The sequence below is a fragment of the Streptomyces sp. NPDC007875 genome, assembly GCF_042868035.1.
Lineage (GTDB): Bacteria > Actinomycetota > Actinomycetes > Streptomycetales > Streptomycetaceae > Streptomyces > Streptomyces antimycoticus.
The window spans coordinates 1-17,373 of the sequence record NZ_JBIADZ010000009.1 but is presented as its reverse complement, the minus strand read 5'-3'; the positions used below and the strand labels follow the sequence as shown (position 1 = coordinate 17,373).

The window sequence follows — 17,373 nt, the reverse complement described above, 5'->3', positions numbered from 1 at the left end:
CCGGTGGGCGGGGCCCGTCAGGGGGCGATCCCCACACCGTCGATCCTGCTCCACGCCCGCTCCTGCGCCGCGGTCATGGCGGGCCAGCCGAGCCCGCCCGGCCGGGGACGGACCCGCGAGGCGTAGGGCGAGGGGTGGAACGCGGCGTCGTAGAAGCAACCGCTCCCGTAGATCTCGTCGAAGGCGCCGCAGGAGGCCGCGATCGAGGACGGGGTCGGCTTACGGCCGGAACGCACCCACGTGTCCAGCGCCGAGAGGGAGTTGGCGTACTCGGAGTCGCTCAGCGCACTGTGCTCGGTCTCCTTGGTGAACGTCTGGACGAGGTTCCCGCCCCGGCCGGCACCCCGGAGAGTGGCGCGGTAGGCCGCCTCGTGCTCCACGAAGGCGGTCGGGTCGCCGATCGCGTGCAGGGTGAGGACCGGAAGGGCGACCCTGCCGGTGAGATCGCTGTCGTAGGAGAGGTCACGGCGGGCAGTGGGATCGGCGGAGAACCGCTCGACCCCCGCGTTGAGCGCCTTGTCGTCGTGTGAACCCGAGTACCACACACCCCGGTTGCCGAACGGGTTACGGCCGCCGAGCCGGTTCCACACCATGTCCCGGAAGGTGAAGGTCGAGAACCGCAGATGCGATTCGAGGGAGCGCTCCGGGATGCGGGTGACGGCGAGGATGTCGTCGAGGTTGCGCTGCTGTGTCGCCGTCCGGTCCGCGGGGTCGGACGCGTAGCCGGTGCACTCCTGCAGGCGGGCGCGGAGCCCGGTGTTCGTCAGGGTGGAGTCCGGGCGCAGCCCCTGCCACAGGGGGTATTGCGGCTCGGTCGGCCGGGGGTGGTTGTGGCAGTAGTACTGGTAGACCACCCGCAGGTCGACGCGGTAGTCGTAGCCGCGCGAGCCGCCGCCGAGGACACCGCTGGTCAGCAGCGCCCCGTCGTAGGCCCCGGGCCGTGCGCCGTAGGTTTCCGCGACCTTCGCGGCGACGTTGCCGCCCCAGGACTGGCCGTGGATGTACGTCCGCTTCGGCTTGCCGAACCGTGCGAGGAACAGGCGGCGTACGTTCTCGGTGTCGGCGGCGGCCATCCGGGTTCCGTAGCCACCGCGGCGGTAGGAGGAGCCGGCCCAGGCATATCCCTGGTCGACCATCACCGCCCAGCGCTCCAGGTCGTCGGCGCTGCGGGACGGGTCGGACGAGTCGCCTAGATCGGGTCCGCCGTGTGCGTGCACGACGAGGGATCCGTTCCAGTGCGTGGGCACCGCGATCGTGTAGTACGCCCCGTTGGTGTCCTGGCCGGTGTAGCACGTCGCCTTCCCGGCCAGCTTGGGCGGGCAGGTGGCGGCCGCGGGCCGGGGGGTCTGGGCGTGGCTGGTGGGTGCGTTGCCGAGCGTGCCGAGAGACACGGCCGCGAGCACGGCCGCCAGTACCGCTGGACGGCGTCGGCGGTGGGAGGCCCACCAGGAGACATGCGTGGGCGCGTCAGATGTGTTCAAGGAGTGGCTCCTATCGTGCTCCGCGCGAAGCTGCGCTGCGCACGGGGATGCTAGGAACCGCCGGGGGCGAGCGCCATCCCGTCGATCATTGCGTTCATATTGTTCGCCGGGAGCGCCAATGACGGTGGCGCCAATGGCTTCAGGAAGACGCGCGGACCACCAGGCGTGGCTCGATCACCGTCTCGCCCGTTCCGGCGCCGGTCATCTGCGCCGCGACCTGCCGCACCGCGGCCCGGCCGAGGAGTTCCTTGTCGACCGTCAGGGTGGTCAGCGGTGGGTCCACGAGCCGGCTCAGCGTCAGCCCGTCGCAGCCGACGAACGCGCAGTCCTCCGGCACCCGCACCCCGCGGTCGCGGGCGCGGCGCATGGCACCGATGGCGATCAGGTCGTTGTACGCGAGCACGGCCGTCGCGCCGAAGCCGGTGTCCAGCACGTCGTCCATGGCCGCGGCCCCGCCGTCGAGGGAGTTGGCCGCCGGGAACACCCAGCTTTCGTCCGCGGGCAGCCCCAGTTCGGCGGCGGTGCCAAGGAACAGCGAGTGCCGGGTGCCACGGTCGCCCGCGTCCGGGCGCCCGCGGTCGTCGAGCATCGCGATCCGGCGGTGGCCGCGCTCGACGAGGTGGCCGACCACCTGGCGCATCCCGCTGGCGAAGTCGATCCGGCCCCCGCTCACCGCGGGTGGCCGGTGCTCGTTGTCCAGCAGCACGAAGGGCATCCCGGAGCGCCGGATGAGCTCGATGGCGCCGGGGTCCAGCAGAAAGGCGACACACGCGTCCACGTGGTTCACCACGGTCTCCGCCACCGCGGTCTCGCGTTCCAGGGCGGATCCGGTGCTGTAGACGGCGACCTGCCAGCCGCGCTCGTCGGCCGCCGCCAGCACACCGGAGACCACCTCGGGAAAGAAGGGGTTGAGCACGTCCGCGATGACCAGCCCCAGCGTGGTGAGCCCCGGGCCGACCATGCCACGGGCGAACCGGCTGGGCCGGTATCCCATGGACTGGGCCACCAGGAGCACCCGCTGTCGCGTGGCGGGGTCGATCTCCGGTTTGTCGTTGACCGCGCGGGACACGGTCTGCCGGGACACCCCGGCCGAGCGCGCCACGTCGTCGATGGTGATACGGCGCGACCTGCCGTTCGCAGGCATGGTCCCCACCCCTTTCCGCACCCGCGGACGTGGCACTCGGGCGCGCTCATGGATGCGGTCCCCGATCCACTTACGCCTTGATAATCACCGCGGCGACGACGGGCGTCAACGGATCGCCACCGCATAACACCCCACCGTCGCACACATATTGACACGGCGGCCGGGTGAGCCGGACAGTGCTTCGTGAGCGCTCACGGGAACGTTCACGGAGGACAGGATATGCCCACGCCGAGGATCCCGCTCCGCCCCTTCCACATCTCTGCAGCCCGACCGGCCTGGCCCGACCGGCCCGCTCGCGCCGCACGTGCCGCCCGCTCCCGGTGGCGCGCCGTGTGCGCGGCGGTCGTACTCGTCCTGGCCGTCGGCCTCCTCGCCACCCCCGCCAAGGCCGAGGTCCACCACCCCCGGCAGGAGTGGCTGCGCCAGTCCACCGCCGGGCTCTTCCTGCACTGGGGCATGTTCACCCACCCCCAGCACCGCGACTGCGCCGAGTGGGAGCGCGATGTCACCGAGGGCGGCTGGAGCGCCGACTACTGGGTGGACGAGGCACGCAAGCTCGGCGCCTCGTACATCGTGCTGGCCACCTTCCACAGCAGGCTGGGCTACGCCCGCCCGTGGCCGTCGAAGATTCCCGGCAGCTGTGCCACCGAGCGCGATCTGCTCGGCGAGCTGGTGGCCGCCGGAAAGGCCAAGGGCGTGCACATCGTCCTCTATATGACCGACGACCCGCAGTGGCACAACGCGGACGGCGCCGAGACGCTGGATTCGGCCGCCTACTCGGCGTACAAGGGCGAGAAGGTCGATCTGACCACGCGCCCGGGCTTCGGCATGTACAGCTACGACCTGTTCCTCGAGGCCATGGAGAAGTACCCGGATCTGTCGGGGTTCTGGATCGACAACGACAACGAGTACTGGGAGGAGCACGGCCTCTACGAGAAGATCCGCGAGCGCCGGCCGGACTGGCTGCTGAGCAACAACAACGAAGACACGCCGATCATGGACACGGTCAGCAATGAGCAGAAGACCGGCATGACCCCGGCGTACGACTACCCCGCCGCCGTGAGCGTTCCCATGCCCCGGCTGACCGAGGCCGACTACAAGCTGCCGACCACCGGCGACTGGTGGTACGACGGCGGTGACCACGAGGTCGACGCCCGGCTCAGCACCGGCCGCTACATCACCAACGCGGGCTCCTCCATCAAGTCGCTCATGGCCGAGACGCCCATGGTGAACGGCAAACTCCCGCCCCAGCAGGAGGAGTTCAACGACTTCATGGGCAAGTGGGTCGAGCCCATCAAGGAGTCGGTGTACGGCGTCGAGGGCGGCGGCTATATGTACGGCGGTATGCGGCCCGGGTTCTGGAACGACGGCGCCCACGGCGTGGTCACCGTGGGCCGGGGCGAGAACGGCGACCGCACCCAGTACGTACACGTGGTCACCCGGCCCAGTACCGACATGGTGCGGCTGGGCGACAACGGCTACACCGTGCGCCGGGTCACCAACCTCCGCACCGGTCAGAAGATGCGCTTCAGCCAGTCCGGCGGCCGGCTGTCCATCCTCGGCATCCACGACTGGGATCCGTACGACACCGTCTTCAAGGTCGAGACCGACGGCCGCCGGCCCTTCTACCCGCAGTCCGGTGTCGGCGCCACCGCCACCTCCGCGCGGACCGGCCACCCCGCGGCCGACCTCGCCGACGGCGACTACGAGACCTACTGGGACAGCGACGGCAAGCTGCCCGTCTCCGTCACCCTCGACCTCGGCGCCCGCAAGCACGCCAAGGCGCTGGCGGTGAACCAGCGCGAGTGGTCACCGACACACGCCCGGTCGTCCTTCGGGCGCCCCGAGGACTCCGCGCGCATCAAGGACTACCGCGTCTACGCCGGCGGTGACGGCAAGCGCTGGACACAGGTGCGCTCCGGCACCCTGCCCAGTGCCCGCGGGGTGCAGACCATCGACATCGGCGGCCACGACGCCCGCTATCTGAAGCTGGAGGTGCGCAGCCTGTGGGGCGGCCCGCAGGCACCGGAGTTCTACAACCAGCTGCGCATCGACGAGATCCAGGTGGCCTACGGCCGCTCGAAGACCACCCGCACCCCGCTGCCGCTGGAGGCCGAGGCACGGCAGAACGCGTCGTCGGGCGCGGTCCACTCCGCGGCATGCGGGGCCTGCTCGGGCGGCCGGCGCGTCGACGGTCTCGGCGGCGGGGCGCGCAACTCCGTGACGTACCGCGAGGTCCGCGCCGCCGAAAGCGGCGACTACCGGCTCCAGTTGGACCACACGGCAAAGGCCGCCTCCTCACTGTCCGTGAGCGTCAACGACGCGGCGCCGGTCGAGGTCCCCGTCGTCGCGGGCAGCCCCGAGGTGCCGGAGAGCACGGCGGTGTCCGTGCCGCTCAAGGCGGGCGCCAACACGGTGAGGGTCTTCAGCACCGCCCGCCGCGGCCCCGGGCTGGACCGGATCGCGGTCGCCCCGCTGCCCCCGGCCTCGTACACACCCAAGACCACGCTCACCGTCCGGCCCCACGGTCTGCAGTGGGTCGGCCCCGGCCGGCGGTCCCTCACCGTCACGGCGACCCTTAGGCTCGACGCCGACGAGCAGCTCGACGACATCAGCCTCGCCCCGCGGCTGCCGGCCGGCTGGACCGCGGACGGCGGCCCGGTCACGGCCCGGTCGCTGCGGCTCGGCCAGACGGTGCGGGGCACCTGGACGCTGACCTCCCCGCCCGGCCAGGACGCCGGTTCGGCCGACCTCCCCGTCACGGCGGACTTCGCGCTGCTCGGCCGGCAGAAGTCGGTCTCGGACCAGGTCAAAGTGCGGCCACTGCCCGCCGACCGGATATGGGCACGCGAAGCGGAGGACTCGGCCAACCAGTTCGGCAGCACGGGCCTCACCGGCTGCGGACCCTGCTCCGGGGCGGAGAAGGTGCGCAACATCGGCGGCAGCGAGCAGGCGGCCATGGTCTTCCCCGATGTCGTCGTCCCCGACGGCGGGCAGCACACGCTCCACCTCGACTACACGGTCAACGGCACCCGCTCGTTCCAGGTGAGCGTCAACGGCGGCCCGGCCACCAAGGTGACCGTGACCGACACCGGGAACACCACCCCGCGCACGACCTCCATCCCCGTCACCCTCAAATCCGGCGCCAACACCATCAAGATCTCCAACGACACCGAGTCCGCCCCCGACCTCGACCGGCTCTCCCTCGGCCGGACCACCTGAGGAGTCAGGCGATGCGTCCGAGACCATCCCGCCGCTCGGCGCTGCGCACCGGCGGTCTGCTGGCGGCAGGCGCACTGCTCCCCCAGTTCCCCGCGGGGCAGGCGTACGCGGCCACGTCGCACACCGGCGCGGCCACCGACTACACCGGGGCGTGGCGCACGGTGCCGGGGATCCTGGACCGGATCAGGCCGCCCACCTTCCCCCGCCGGAGCTTCAGGATCACCGACTACGGCGCGGTCGGCGACGGGCGGACGATGAACACGGCGGCGTTCCGGGCCGCCATCGCCGCCTGCCACCGGGCGGGCGGCGGCCAGGTGGTCGTCCCCGAGGGCCGCTTCCTCACCGGCGCGATCCATCTGCGCAGCCGGGTGAACCTGCATGTCACCGCGGGCGCCACCATCGCCTTCAGCCCCGATCCGCGCGACTTCCTGCCGGTGGTGCTCACCCGCTGGGAGGGCACCGAGTGCTACAACTACTCGCCCTTCATCTACGCGTACGGCGCGCGGGATGTCGCGGTCACCGGGCCAGGCACCCTCGACGGGCAGGCGCGGCTCGGCCCGTGGGAGAGCTGGTACCGCGACAGCGGACCGCAGGGGGCCGACCAGAAACTACTGCGCGAGATGGGCTCCACGGGAGCGCCGGTGGCCAGCCGCGTCTTCGGTGACGGCCACTTTCTGCGGCCGAAGATGGTGCAGTTCTACCGCTGTCGCAACGTCCTGGTCAGCGACCTGACCATCGTCGACCCGCCGATGTGGACCGTGCATCCGGTGCTCTCCAGCAACGTCACCGTGCGCGGCGCCACCGTGGACAGCACGCTCTACAACACCGATGGCTGCGACCCGGAGTGCTGCTCCGACGTACTCATCGCCGGCTGCCGATTCAACACCAACGACGACTGCGTGGCCGTCAAGTCCGGCCGGGACGAGGACGGCCACCGCGTCGGCGTGCCGAGCAGGAACATCGTGGTGCGCGACTGCCAGTTCTCCGGCCGCTGGGGCGGGATGACCGTCGGCAGCGAGATGTCCGGCGGGGTGCGCGACGTCTTCGCCGAGAACTGCGAGATCAACCCACCGGACTTCCCCGGCCGCTACCCCGTCAAGCACGCGCTGTACGTCAAGGCGAACAAGAAGCGCGGCAGCTTCATCGACGGTGTGCACATCCGGAACTTCACCGGACAGGACGTGGAGCGCGACATCGCGTTCGTGACCATGGCCTACAACGGCGGCGAGGACGGGACCCTGCCGGTGTCCGTGCGGAACATCCATATGGACCGCATGGCGATCGACGGTGCCCAGACCGTGCTGCGACTGGCCGGCCTGGACACCGACCACCTGCGCGGCGTGCACCTCTCCCGCTCCGCCTTCACCGGCATCCTCAACCCCGACAGCATCGCCTACACCGACGACCTGACCTTCCGGCGGGTCATCGTCAACGGCCAGGAGGTGCCACCCCTGCCACACCCCTGATCGACGCGCGGCCGGGAGCCATCGGCGCGGCTACTCGAACCGTGCCGTGTCACCCGCCCCCCGGCGTACGATCTCGGCCTCGCCGCTGGAGAAGTCGATGACCGTGGTCGGCTCGGTGCCGCAGTCCCCCGAGTCGACCACGGCGTCCACCACATGGTCGAGCCGTTCCTTGATCTCCCAGCCCTGAGTCATCGGCTCGTCCTCGTCGGGCAGCAGCAGGGTGCTGGAGAGCAGTGGCTCACCGAGTTCGGCGAGCAGGGCCTGGGTGACGACATGGTCAGGGATCCGGACTCCGACCGTCTTCTTCTTCGGGTGCGGCAGCTGACGCGGTACGTCCTTCGTCGCCGGGAGGATGAAGGTGTAACTGCCGGGCGTCGCTGCCTTGATCGCGCGGAACACGTCCTTGTCGATGTGCACGAACTGGCCCAGCTGCGCGAAGTTCTGGCACATCAGGGTGAAGTGGTGACGGTCGTCGAGGTTCCGAATCGACCGGATCCGGCCGATGCCGTCACGATTGCCCATCTGGCATCCCAGCGCGAAGCAGGAGTCCGTCGGATAGGCGACAAGCCCGCCGGAGCGGATCCTGTCGGCCACATTGCTGATGGTGCGCTGCTGAGGGTTATCGGGATGCACATCGAAATACTTCGCCATCCACCGAGCCTACGTGCACCGACGGTACGTCTCGACCTCGGTGGCCTGATCGGCGGCGCCGCGATGGCCGGGGCGGCGCACGCGGCGACCGTGGCCCAGACCGTGTGGAGGTCGAGACCCGCGGCCAGGCCCGCGTCGGAGGGGCCCGGGCCGTACGGGTGCAGCAGCGGGACGATGCCCGCCGAGCGGCCGTCCTCGTCCAGCAACCGGCCCATGTGCTTGACCGTGCGCAGGACCAGCGAACGGTCGTCGACGGTCGGACGTGGAGCGGTTCAGTCCGACAGGGCCCGGCGGTAGACGGCTGGATCGACGTTGCCGCCCGATGCCACGAGCGCCACGGTCCTGCCCCGTACGTCCACCTTCCCGGACAGCAGTGCCGCCAGGGACGCCGCGGCACCCGGCTCCATCACGATCTTGAGGAGACGGTGGGCCGTGCCCATGGCGGCCAGGGCTTCCTCGTCGGTGACGGTCAGGCCGGTCACATCGTGCTGGCGGAGGACGGCCAGGGGGCGCGCACCGGCCGCCGGGCCGGAGATCGCGTCCATGAGGCCGCCGGGCGGGTGAGGGTTGGCGCATACGTGGCCGGTCGCCAGGGACCGGGCCATCTTGTCGAAGCCTGCCGGTTCGACGATGTGGTGCGCCAGGCCGGGGAACGCGTGGTGGAGCGAGGTGATCACACCGGAGGCCAGCCCGCCGCCACTGCAGTTCACCAGGACCACCTCCGGGGTCAGGCCCAGCTCGCGCGCCTGCTCGGCCATCTCCAGGCCGACGGTGCCCTGCCCGGCCATGACCCCGACGTCGTCGAAGGGCGGGATCAGCGTCATGCCGCGTTCCTGAAGGATCGTCCGGGCGATCTCTTCCCGGTCCTCGGTCCGCGGGTCGTACAGGACGGTCTCGGCGCCCCACCAGCGGCAGTTGTCGACCTTGATGCTCGGGGCGTCCTGCGGCATGACGATGACCGCGGGACAACCGGCGAGCCGCGCCGCCGCGGCCACACCTTGCCCGTGGTTGCCGGCGGAGTAGGCCACGACCCCGGCGCGGCGCGCCTCCTCGTCCAGGGTGAGCAGGGCGTTGAGCGCCCCGCGCACCTTGAACGAGCCCGTCAGCTGCAGGCATTCGGCCTTGACCAGGACGCGGGCGCCGACCAGCTCGTCCAGCATCGGGGAGTTGAGCAGAGGTGTCCGGACCACGTGGCCGGCCAGGCGCCGCGCGGCCTCGTGGATGGCGTCCATGCCGAAGCCGGGTACGGGGCCGTCCGCGACGGCCGCCACGTTCACTTCCGGGGGCTCGGGCATACGTGGCCCCCGCTCCCCGGGTCGGTTGTGGATCTCGGACAACGGTGTATGTCCTTTCGCGTGGTCGGGGCGGGGTCCTCAGCGGCAGGGTACGCGCGTTCTTCCTTCCGCCCGTGTCGTCAGGGTACGAACGCGCGGCGCACGGTGGCGGCCAGGCTGTCGCGGTGGCGTTGCCGGTCGGTGGCGGGATCGGCCGTTGTCGCGGCGTAGGTGAGGCTGGCCGGTGACCAGGTCATGGCCAGGGCGATGACCATGGAGTGGATGTCCTTTACCGGCAGGTCGCGGGTCAGCTGCCCGGCTTCCTGGGCGCGGCTGATCGCCTGGATCTTCGGCTCCTCATCGGAGGCGCTGAACAGGTGGCCGGCGGGAGTGCGCTCCAGCCGTGCCCAGATGGCCAGACACACCAGCTGGGGGCTTGCCAGTAGGCGTCGTACAGCCGCATCGCGTAGCCGGGCAGGTCGTCCGGGGCCAGGGGCACGGTGTCGAGGATGGCGTCGACCTGGTCGGGCAGGACCGCGTCGAACAGGTCTTCCTTGCTGCCGTGGTAGGCGTACATCTGCGCCTTGCTCACCTTGGCGTCGGCCGGGATGCGGTCGACGCGCGCCCCGGCGAGGCCACCGCCCGCACCCTGGCCGGCCATGGGGCCACCGTCGCCCTCGTCGCCCGCCGCGCGCACCGCCTGGACCGCTGCCGCATCTGACCGCGGCCGCGCGGAACTTTCCGCGCGGCGTGGCCGACCTGGTCAACATCAGCTCCGTCGCCGGACGCCAAGCCATCGGCGGCGCCTCCGTCCGCCCTGCTTCGCCTGGTGCCCGTGCCGGTGTCCCGGCGCGAACCCCCCCTGCGCCGGCAGACCACCTTCGACGCACTTCTGGCATGCCGCGGCGGCGACCCCCAACTGGCCGCCGGGGCAGTGAGATCCTCGGCCGGCCGGCCACCGGCCCGTACGCCGTGGCCGTGTGCGCCGCATCGAGCAGCTCTGCGGCAGCTCGCCGGAGGACCACCGCTTCCTCCTGGCCGGCTGTCTCGGCCTGCCCACGCGCGACCTGCTGCCGAGCGCGTAACGCACATCAGGAAACGACGGCCTCAGCCCCCGGCCCGTAGCGCTTCCCTGACATCGCCCGCGGCCGGACCCGAGGCGCGGAAGGTGCGCCGGTACGCCGACGGGGCGACCCCCGCCTCCGCCGCCAGGTGCCGCCGCAGCGAGGTGGCGGTGGCGAAGCCGACCTCATGGGCGACCCGTTCCACCGGCAGGTCGCTGGACTCCAGCAGGTGCCGTGCCCGCCGCAGCCGCTGCTGGGTCAGCCAGCGGCCGGGACTCAGACCGGTCTCCTCCCGGAAGCGCCGGGCGAAGGTGCGGGTGCTCATCGCCGCGTGCGCGGCCAGCTCGTCCAGCGACAACGGCAGTTCCAGCCGCCGCAGCGCCCAGTCGCGGGTCGGCCCGGTGCCGGTTTCGCTCGCCGGCGGCAGCGGCCGCTCGATGTACTGCGCCTGCCCGCCGTCCCGGTAGGGCGGCACGACGCAGCAGCGGGCGACGTGGTTGGCCACCTCGCTGCCGTGGTCCTGGCGCACCAGGTGCAGGCAGACATCGACACCGCTAGCCGCCCCCGCGGAGGTCAGCACATCACCGTGGTCGACGAAGAGCACGCCGGCGTCCAGCTCGACCTGGGGAAACAGCTCCTGGAAGTGGCCGGTGAGCGCCCAGTGGGTGGTGGCCCGGCGCCCGTCCAGGAGACCGGCGGCGGCCAGCAGGAAGGCGCCGGTGCAGATGGACACCAGCCGGGTGCCGGGGCGGACACGGGAGAGGGCGGCGAGGACCTGCGGGTCCGGGGCGGCGGCCGAGGCCCGGGTGATCGCGTACGGAGGGATGACCACGGTGTCCGCCTCGGCCAGCACCTCTGGGCCGTGCCCGGGGGTGACGGTCAGGTCCGAGTCGGTACGCACGGGCCGCCCGTCCACGCTCGCGGACAGCACCTCGTAGCGGCCATCGGCGGAGCCCAGGACCCGGTGCGGGATGCCGAGCTCGAAGGGATAGACGCCGTCGAGGGCGAGGACGACGACCTTGTGGGCGCCGGGCCGCGGGGCCGGGCGCATCTGGCGGTCCAGTTCGGCCGCGCGGTCGGCGAGCTCACGGGCCCGGGAGGGCACGGCGGATCCGGGTCGGGCGGTGGGATTGGTACGGGCGCCGGGAACGCGGTGGGCGGCAGGGTCGATGGGCATGGCAGGAATGTATCGGAGGCTGACCTTCTGGCCATCGCCCCGGGCCCGACCGTGCGGCCAGGATCGAGCCATGACTTCGACCGACACCCCTTCGACGGACACCCCCGTGAACCTCAACTCCCCGGGCCCGGTGGCCGCCACGCACTCCCCGCACCCCGCCGCCCCGGACGGCGCCCCCGTGATGCTCGCCCTGCACCAGACGGCCCTCGGCGGCCCCGAGGTCCTGCGGCTGACCGAGCTGCCGCGGCCCGCGCCCGGCCCCGGCGAGATCCTCGTCGCCGTGCACGCGGCCGGGCTCAACCCCACGGACTTCAAGCACCGCGCCCTGAGCATCTTCCTGCCGCCCCCGCCGCTGACCCTCGGCTGGGACGTCTCCGGCACCGTGGTGGAGACCGGTTTCGGCGTCACCCTCTTCCAGCCCGGTGACGAGGTGTTCGGCATGCTGCCCTACCCGTACGGGTCGGGCTCCCACGCCGAGTATGTGACCGGCCCCACCCGCGCCTTCGCCGCCAAGCCCGCCGGGATCGACCACGTCCAGGCGTCCGCGCTGCCGCTGGCCGCGCTCACCGCCTGGCAGGCCCTCGTCGAGACCGCGGACCTGCGGGCCGGGCAGCGGGTGCTGATCCACGCCGCGGCCGGCGGTGTCGGCCATCTCGCCGTACAGCTCGCCAAGGAGCGCGGCGCGCACGTCACCGGGACGGCGAGCGCCCCCAAGCACGACTTCCTGCGCGAACTCGGCGCGGATGCCTGCGTCGACCACCGCTCCGAGGACTTCACCGACGCCGAGCAGCGCTACGACGTCGTCCTCGACGCCCTCGGCGGGGAGACCGCCACCCGTTCGGTGAGCGTGCTCCGCCCCGGCGGCGTCCTCGTCTCCCTGCTGCCGGGGGCCGAGGACACCCGGGCCGCTGCGGAGAAGGCACAGGTCCGCGCCGTCACCCTGCTCGTCGAGCACGACCAGGCCGGGATGCGCGCCATCGCCGAGCTCGTCGACCGGGGCAGGCTCCGCGCCCATGTCTCCGGCACCTTCCCCCTCGCCGAGGGCGCTCGGGCCCATGTCCAGGGGGAGACCGGCCGCACCACGGGCAAGCTGGTCATCACCGTGCGCTGAGGCGGGATGGCTCGGCGCCGTGCCGCGGCACAGGAGGTGCTGTTCCATCCAGCTCGATACCCATGCGCTGAGCGCCGCCGCCGCTCTCGCGGGCCGCCGGGATGCACACCCGGCGGCCCGCTCCCCACAGACACAGCACGCCTCCAGGCCCGCGCCACCTCGGCGGCCAGTCGCGCCGTTTCCTGTGCGCAGCCCCAGGACAGGGTGAATCCCGAGCCGCCGTGCCCGTAGTTGTGCACCAGGCGGGTGCCGGTCTCGGCCTCCAGGCGGACATTTCCGCGGCGTGCGGGCCGCAACCCCACCCGCACCGGCATGCCGCGGAGCCCCGGTGCCCGCTCCGCGGCTCGTGGAACGCGGGGTGCCCGGAAATGTGACGGCGCCGGTCAGGCTCTGGCTTCGGGCGGCCGCACAGCCACCGGACCCGGCACGATGTGCGGCAGCGCATCGTCCGACCTGCGGTGTCACCAGGAAAATGGATTGCGTCGAGGCCGGGTTCACGTTGGGCTGGGCACCATGGCTGAATTGCGTACCGATCGTCTCACCCTCCGTCGATGGCGTGACTCCGACCTTGGGCCATGGGCGGCGATGAATGCCGACCCCGAGGTTCGGGAGCACTTGGGCGACCTGCTCACCTGCGAACAGAGCGATGCCTCCGTGGCGCGGTTCCAGGCTGAGTTCGACCAGCGAGGCTACGGGTGGTGGGCGGTTGAGGTGCGGGCCACGGGCGAGTTCATCGGCTTCGCGGGCTTGGATCAGGTGGATGACGACATGCCGTTCACCGGAGTGGAGATCGGCTGGCGGCTCGCCCGCTCGGCCTGGGGCCAGGGCTACGCCACCGAAGCCGCGCTGACGGTCCTGGCCTTCGCCTTCGACACGCTTGAACTTCCCGAGATCCTTGCTGTGACCACGGCCGCCAACCTCCGCTCGCAGGCGGTGATGCGACGAATCGGCATGACGCGGGACCCTGCCGACGATTTCGACGACCCCACCGAGCCCGAAGGGCCACTGCGTCCGAACGTGCTCTACCGCATCGCCCGTGGTACGAGGGTCTGACGTGCTCCGCTGCCGCGCTGGGTCAGGCTGCGGCCGCGAGGTGCGTCGGGTTGGCTCACCCCTGGTTCAGGCGTCAGTGATCGCGGTGCGCCGGAATTCGCTGGGATTGGCGCCTCGGACCCGTTTGAATGCCGCGCTGAACCCGAACGGGTCGGAGTAGCCCACGGTACGGGCGACGTCCGCGATGGTCGCGGCCCTCCGCTCGACCAGGAGGTCTGCCGCCAGCGTCATGCGCCAGCGGGTGAGGTAGGTCAGCGGGGGCTCGCCGACCAGGTCGGCGAACCGCTTGGCCAGCGTCGAACGCGACACTCCGGTCTGCTCGGCCAGGGCGGCGACCGTCCATGGCGCCGCCGGTTCGGCGTGCAGCAGGCGCAGCGCGTCGCCGACCACCGGGTCCCGCTGGGCGGCCCACCAGGCCGGGGGCTCACCGCCGGGCCGGTCGAACCACTCGCGCAGCGTGCAGACCAGCATCCAGTCCAGCAGCCGGTCGAGTACGACCTGCTGGCCCGGTGTGTCGACGGCGACCTCGGCGGCGAGGTGGTCCAGCACGGGGTCGGCCGTGCCCCCGGCGTCCACGCGCAGCACGACGGGCAGTGCGTCCAGCAGGCGGCGGCTGATCTCGCCGCGCACGGGATAGGCGCCGACGATCAGGGTCGTCGCACCGCGGCCGTCGTCGGAGTTCCCGCCGGCGTCCCCGCCGGGGTCGTTCCAGCCACGCCGGTGCCGGGTCCCGCCCTGCTCGGGGGTCGCGCAATGCTCGCCGCATGCGATCGGTTCGGCCCGGGTGCCGACCTCGTCGACGAAGGTGAACGTCGCGGGGCCGCGCACCACGATGGCCTCGCGGGCGCGCAGCGGCTCGGGCGGGCCGTGCTCCGGCACGATCCAGCCCGCCCCGGTGAGGACGGTGCACAGGGTCAGCGGCGCGCCGTCCACGAAGTGCAGTGCCCAGGGCGGGGACAGGGTCGAGCTGCCGAACATCGAGCCGTGGGCTCGCACCCCGCGGATCAGGTCACTGAAGGCGTCCACCTCAGCGATTTTAGACGCATACACAGGCGATCCGGCTTTTTACCCATGGGTGCGTCCGAGTCGGCCGTGTTCAATCGGACTTATGAGCAACGACACCACTCTCGTCCTCGGCGCGACCGGCAAGACGGGTCGGCGGATCCTCGCCCGGTTGCGGCTGCACGGCACGCCGGTGCGGGCCGCCTCCCGATCGAGCCGGACCCGGTTCGACTGGTCCGACCCCGGCGGCTGGGACGCGGCCCTGCGGGGTATCGCCGTCGCCTATGTGGTGGCCCCGCGCGTACCAGGCCCGGTGCACGAGTTCGTGGCCCGGGCCGGGGCCGCGGGTGTGCGGCGGCTGGTCCTGCTCTCCGGGCGCGGCTCCGACACCTGGGGCGACTCCACGTTCGGCCTTGACATGCGCTCGGCCGAGGACGCCGTGCGCGGCTCGGCACTGGAGTGGACCGTCCTACGGCCGTCGAACTTCGCCCAGAACTTCGACGAGGACGTCTTCCACGCCCCGCTGGTCGCCGGGGAGCTGGCGCTTCCGGCCGGCACGGTTCCCGAGCCGTTCATCGACGCGGAGGACGTCGCCGACGCCGCGGCCGCGGTGTTGACCGAGACCGGTCGGCACGCCGGACGGATCTACGAACTGACCGGGCCGCGTGCGCTCACCTTCGGTCAGGCCGTCGAGCTGATCTCCCGGGCGTCCGGGCGGCCCATCGCCTACCGGCAGGTCTCCCCCGCCGAGTACACCGCGGCGCTGGTCGAGGAGGCGTGGGCGAGGAGGACGCCCACCACGTCGCCGAGATGTTCGTGCTGATGGGACACGGTCTGCTCGCCGGGACGACCGATGATCTCGCCACCGTCCTGGGACGGGCGCCCCGGACCTTTGAGGACTACGCCGTGCGGGCCGCGGCGGCGGGAGCCTGGGGGCGATGACCGCCCGGCGGCGGCCGAGCTGCCTGGCCATCGCGCCCATCGCCCGTCCATCGCCCGTCCTCGGAACACCCGCTCCGAACGAGCCGACGCCTCGTTCCACGACCTCGAAACCATTCCCCCTCACCCATCGGAAGGGCCACGATGAGCACCGACGCCACTTCGCTGACCACGCAGGACCTCGAGTTCCTCCGACGCCCCCTGTACGGGTTTCTGTCCGTGGCCGGGGGGCCGCTTCCGCCACAGCCCCGGCCGGTGTGGTTCGAGGCCACCGCGGAGGGCACGGTCCAGCTGTTCACGGGCCCGGACACGCTCAAGGTGCGGCGCCTGCGCCGTGACCCCCGCGCCTCGATCGTCGTCGCCGCCCCGGTGGGTGAACGCGAGCGCTGGCTGTCGGTCGCCGGCCGCACCACGGTGGAACCCGAGGGAGCGCACGAGCTGGCAGCCCGCCTGGCCGCGCGCTACTGGGACCTCGACGACCCGGCCCGTGCCGACGACCTCGCCGGGATCCTGGCCGAGGACTGGGTCCGTGTCGTCATCCACCCGGAGAACGTGAGTCGCTACGTGTTCTGACCTCCGCGACAACCTCTTCGAGTGCGCCGCCGCCCCGGTCAGTAGAACTCGACGGTGTTCAGGCGGTTGAGCAGCTCGTGCCCGTCGAGGAGCCGGGTGGCGTTGGTGGCGAAGAGTTCGGCGATGCGGGGGTCCTCCGCCGCATCGAGTGCGGCGGTGTGCGGGCTCACCAGCACACGGTCGTGGTCCCAGAGCGGACTGTGCGCGGGCAGCGGTTCGGTCTCGAAGACGTCCAGCGCGGCGAAGCCGGCCCGGCCGGAGTCGAGCGCGTCGATCAGCGCGGCCTCGTCGACGACACTTCCACGGCCGACGTTGACGAGGCAGGCGCCGGGCCGAAGGGCGCCGAAGAACCGTTCGCCGACGAGGTGCTCGGTGGCCTCGGTGCCGGGGAGGGTGTTCACGACGGCGTCCACGGTGGGAGCCACCTCGGTGATGCGGTCGGGGTGCACCACGGTGGAGACGCCGGTGACGCCTCCTGCTGGTGCCGATGACCGTGGCCCCCAGCGCGTGGAGTGTCTCGGCGACGACCCGGCCGATCCTGCCGAGGCCGAGGACCAGCACCGTCTGCTGGTTCACCTGCCCCATCGTCCAGCGGCCGCTCCACTCCCGGTCGTCCTGCTGGCGCCGCAGCCGGGGCAGGTCCTTGGCTCCCGCGAGCACGCCGAAGACGGCGAACTCGGCGAGCGGGCGTCCGTGCACACCGGCCGAGGTGGTGAACAGGACCCGGTCGAGCTCTTCGGCGCTCAGCCCGGCGGCCTTGACCTGGCCGCCACCACCCGCGGCCATCGTGTGCACCCAGCGCAGCCGCGGGTTGGCCCGGACCGCCCGCGCCAGGGCGGCCGGGTCCACGTCGGGACTGCCGTACAGGGCGTCGGCCGAGTCGATCGCGGCCTCGTAGGCGCGCTGCCGCTGGGGGCCGCGCCGCCACGCCGGGTCGCCGGCGAAGTCGGCGGGCCAGCGCATCGGCGGGAGGAGGAGTGGTCGACGACGAGGTCAATCCGCGGCTCCAACTCCCGGATGCGGTCGCAGTTCTCCTCGGACAGCGGGGCGGCGACCGCCACGCGGAGGCGGTCCGCCGCGCGGCCCTTGCCGGTCACCTGATCCCGCATCTGATCCTCCTCCCCCGTTATCTTCTTCGCGGTCCTGCAAGAGGACCGCTGGCCTCCGGGCCCGGCATGACTGTTCCCCCCTGTCGCAGGGATGACCTGGGGGGTGG

14 protein-coding genes and 3 pseudogenes are annotated in these 17,373 nt (G+C 72.0%); 7 read left to right on the top strand and 10 right to left on the bottom strand.

Annotated features, from left to right (window positions below; translation table 11 throughout):
• Positions 1-17: 17 nt before the first annotated feature.
• Together ACFYOY_RS19840 and ACFYOY_RS19835 are read right to left on the bottom strand one after the other, a co-directional pair.
• A complete protein-coding gene (locus tag ACFYOY_RS19840; protein ID WP_351887520.1) occupies positions 18-1,481 on the bottom strand; it encodes a hypothetical protein in 1,464 nt (487 codons plus the stop codon).
• 139 nt (positions 1,482-1,620) lie between these two features.
• Complete coding sequence (locus ACFYOY_RS19835; RefSeq protein ID WP_388588406.1) at positions 1,621-2,625, bottom strand: LacI family DNA-binding transcriptional regulator; 1,005 nt, start codon at positions 2,623-2,625, stop codon at positions 1,621-1,623.
• Positions 2,626-2,844: 219 nt separating this feature from the next.
• Between ACFYOY_RS19835 and ACFYOY_RS19830 the strand changes: the two genes are divergently transcribed.
• Together ACFYOY_RS19830 and ACFYOY_RS19825 are read left to right on the top strand one after the other, a co-directional pair.
• Positions 2,845-5,847, top strand: coding sequence for an alpha-L-fucosidase (locus ACFYOY_RS19830; RefSeq protein WP_388588403.1), 3,003 nt, complete (start codon positions 2,845-2,847; stop codon positions 5,845-5,847).
• A gap of 11 nt (positions 5,848-5,858) precedes the next feature.
• Positions 5,859-7,313: a glycoside hydrolase family 28 protein gene (locus tag ACFYOY_RS19825; RefSeq protein ID WP_388588400.1), complete on the top strand. Its 1,455-nt coding sequence runs from the start codon at positions 5,859-5,861 to the stop codon at positions 7,311-7,313.
• 30 nt (positions 7,314-7,343) lie between these two features.
• On the opposite strand, the gene ACFYOY_RS19820 is transcribed toward ACFYOY_RS19825, so the two are convergent.
• The 3 genes from ACFYOY_RS19820 to ACFYOY_RS19810 form a co-directional block, all read right to left on the bottom strand.
• A complete protein-coding gene (locus ACFYOY_RS19820) occupies positions 7,344-7,964 on the bottom strand; it encodes an L-threonylcarbamoyladenylate synthase (RefSeq protein ID WP_351887509.1) in 621 nt (206 codons plus the stop codon).
• A 272-nt stretch (positions 7,965-8,236) separates the two neighbouring features.
• Positions 8,237-9,259: a threonine/serine dehydratase gene (locus tag ACFYOY_RS19815; RefSeq protein ID WP_351887506.1), complete on the bottom strand. Its 1,023-nt coding sequence runs from the start codon at positions 9,257-9,259 to the stop codon at positions 8,237-8,239.
• 119 nt (positions 9,260-9,378) lie between these two features.
• Entirely contained in the window at positions 9,379-9,663 is a 285-nt protein-coding gene (locus ACFYOY_RS19810; RefSeq protein ID WP_388588394.1) for a hypothetical protein, read from the bottom strand.
• A gap of 11 nt (positions 9,664-9,674) precedes the next feature.
• On the opposite strand from ACFYOY_RS19810, the gene ACFYOY_RS19805 reads away from it, so the two are divergent.
• Positions 9,675-9,959 carry a hypothetical protein gene (locus ACFYOY_RS19805; protein WP_351887500.1) on the top strand — a complete coding sequence of 95 codons (285 nt, stop codon included), beginning with the start codon at positions 9,675-9,677 and terminating at the stop codon, positions 9,957-9,959.
• A gap of 386 nt (positions 9,960-10,345) precedes the next feature.
• On the opposite strand, the gene ACFYOY_RS19800 is transcribed toward ACFYOY_RS19805, so the two are convergent.
• The gene (locus ACFYOY_RS19800; protein WP_351887497.1) at positions 10,346-11,479 is read right to left on the bottom strand and encodes a helix-turn-helix domain-containing protein; all 1,134 of its coding nucleotides are present in this window, start codon (positions 11,477-11,479) and stop codon (positions 10,346-10,348) included.
• A 181-nt stretch (positions 11,480-11,660) separates the two neighbouring features.
• Between ACFYOY_RS19800 and ACFYOY_RS19795 the strand changes: the two genes are divergently transcribed.
• Positions 11,661-12,590: an NADP-dependent oxidoreductase gene (locus tag ACFYOY_RS19795; protein WP_388588872.1), complete on the top strand. Its 930-nt coding sequence runs from the start codon at positions 11,661-11,663 to the stop codon at positions 12,588-12,590.
• Positions 12,591-12,769: 179 nt separating this feature from the next.
• Here the strand turns inward: ACFYOY_RS19795 and ACFYOY_RS19790 are convergent.
• Positions 12,770-12,928: pseudogene (locus ACFYOY_RS19790) on the bottom strand (FAD-dependent oxidoreductase); the annotation flags it as partial.
• 175 nt (positions 12,929-13,103) lie between these two features.
• On the opposite strand from ACFYOY_RS19790, the gene ACFYOY_RS19785 reads away from it, so the two are divergent.
• Positions 13,104-13,643, top strand: coding sequence for a GNAT family N-acetyltransferase (locus ACFYOY_RS19785; RefSeq protein WP_388588869.1), 540 nt, complete (start codon positions 13,104-13,106; stop codon positions 13,641-13,643).
• Between the two features lie 66 nt (positions 13,644-13,709).
• Here the strand turns inward: ACFYOY_RS19785 and ACFYOY_RS19780 are convergent, their stop codons facing one another.
• Positions 13,710-14,669 carry an AraC family transcriptional regulator gene (locus ACFYOY_RS19780; RefSeq protein WP_388588391.1) on the bottom strand — a complete coding sequence of 320 codons (960 nt, stop codon included), beginning with the start codon at positions 14,667-14,669 and terminating at the stop codon, positions 13,710-13,712.
• 82 nt (positions 14,670-14,751) lie between these two features.
• On the opposite strand from ACFYOY_RS19780, the pseudogene ACFYOY_RS19775 reads away from it, so the two are divergent.
• Both ACFYOY_RS19775 and ACFYOY_RS19770 read left to right on the top strand, forming a co-directional pair.
• Positions 14,752-15,587: pseudogene (locus ACFYOY_RS19775) on the top strand (NAD(P)H-binding protein).
• 141 nt (positions 15,588-15,728) lie between these two features.
• Positions 15,729-16,157 (top strand): pyridoxamine 5'-phosphate oxidase family protein, encoded by a 429-nt coding sequence (locus tag ACFYOY_RS19770; RefSeq protein WP_388588388.1) that lies wholly within the window; start codon positions 15,729-15,731, stop codon positions 16,155-16,157.
• A gap of 38 nt (positions 16,158-16,195) precedes the next feature.
• On the opposite strand, the gene ACFYOY_RS19765 is transcribed toward ACFYOY_RS19770, so the two are convergent.
• Together ACFYOY_RS19765 and ACFYOY_RS19760 are read right to left on the bottom strand one after the other, a co-directional pair.
• Positions 16,196-16,609: an NAD(P)-dependent oxidoreductase gene (locus ACFYOY_RS19765; protein WP_351887484.1), complete on the bottom strand. Its 414-nt coding sequence runs from the start codon at positions 16,607-16,609 to the stop codon at positions 16,196-16,198.
• 70 nt (positions 16,610-16,679) lie between these two features.
• Positions 16,680-16,943, bottom strand: a pseudogene (locus tag ACFYOY_RS19760) (D-2-hydroxyacid dehydrogenase); the annotation flags it as partial.
• Positions 16,944-17,373 lie beyond the last annotated feature (430 nt).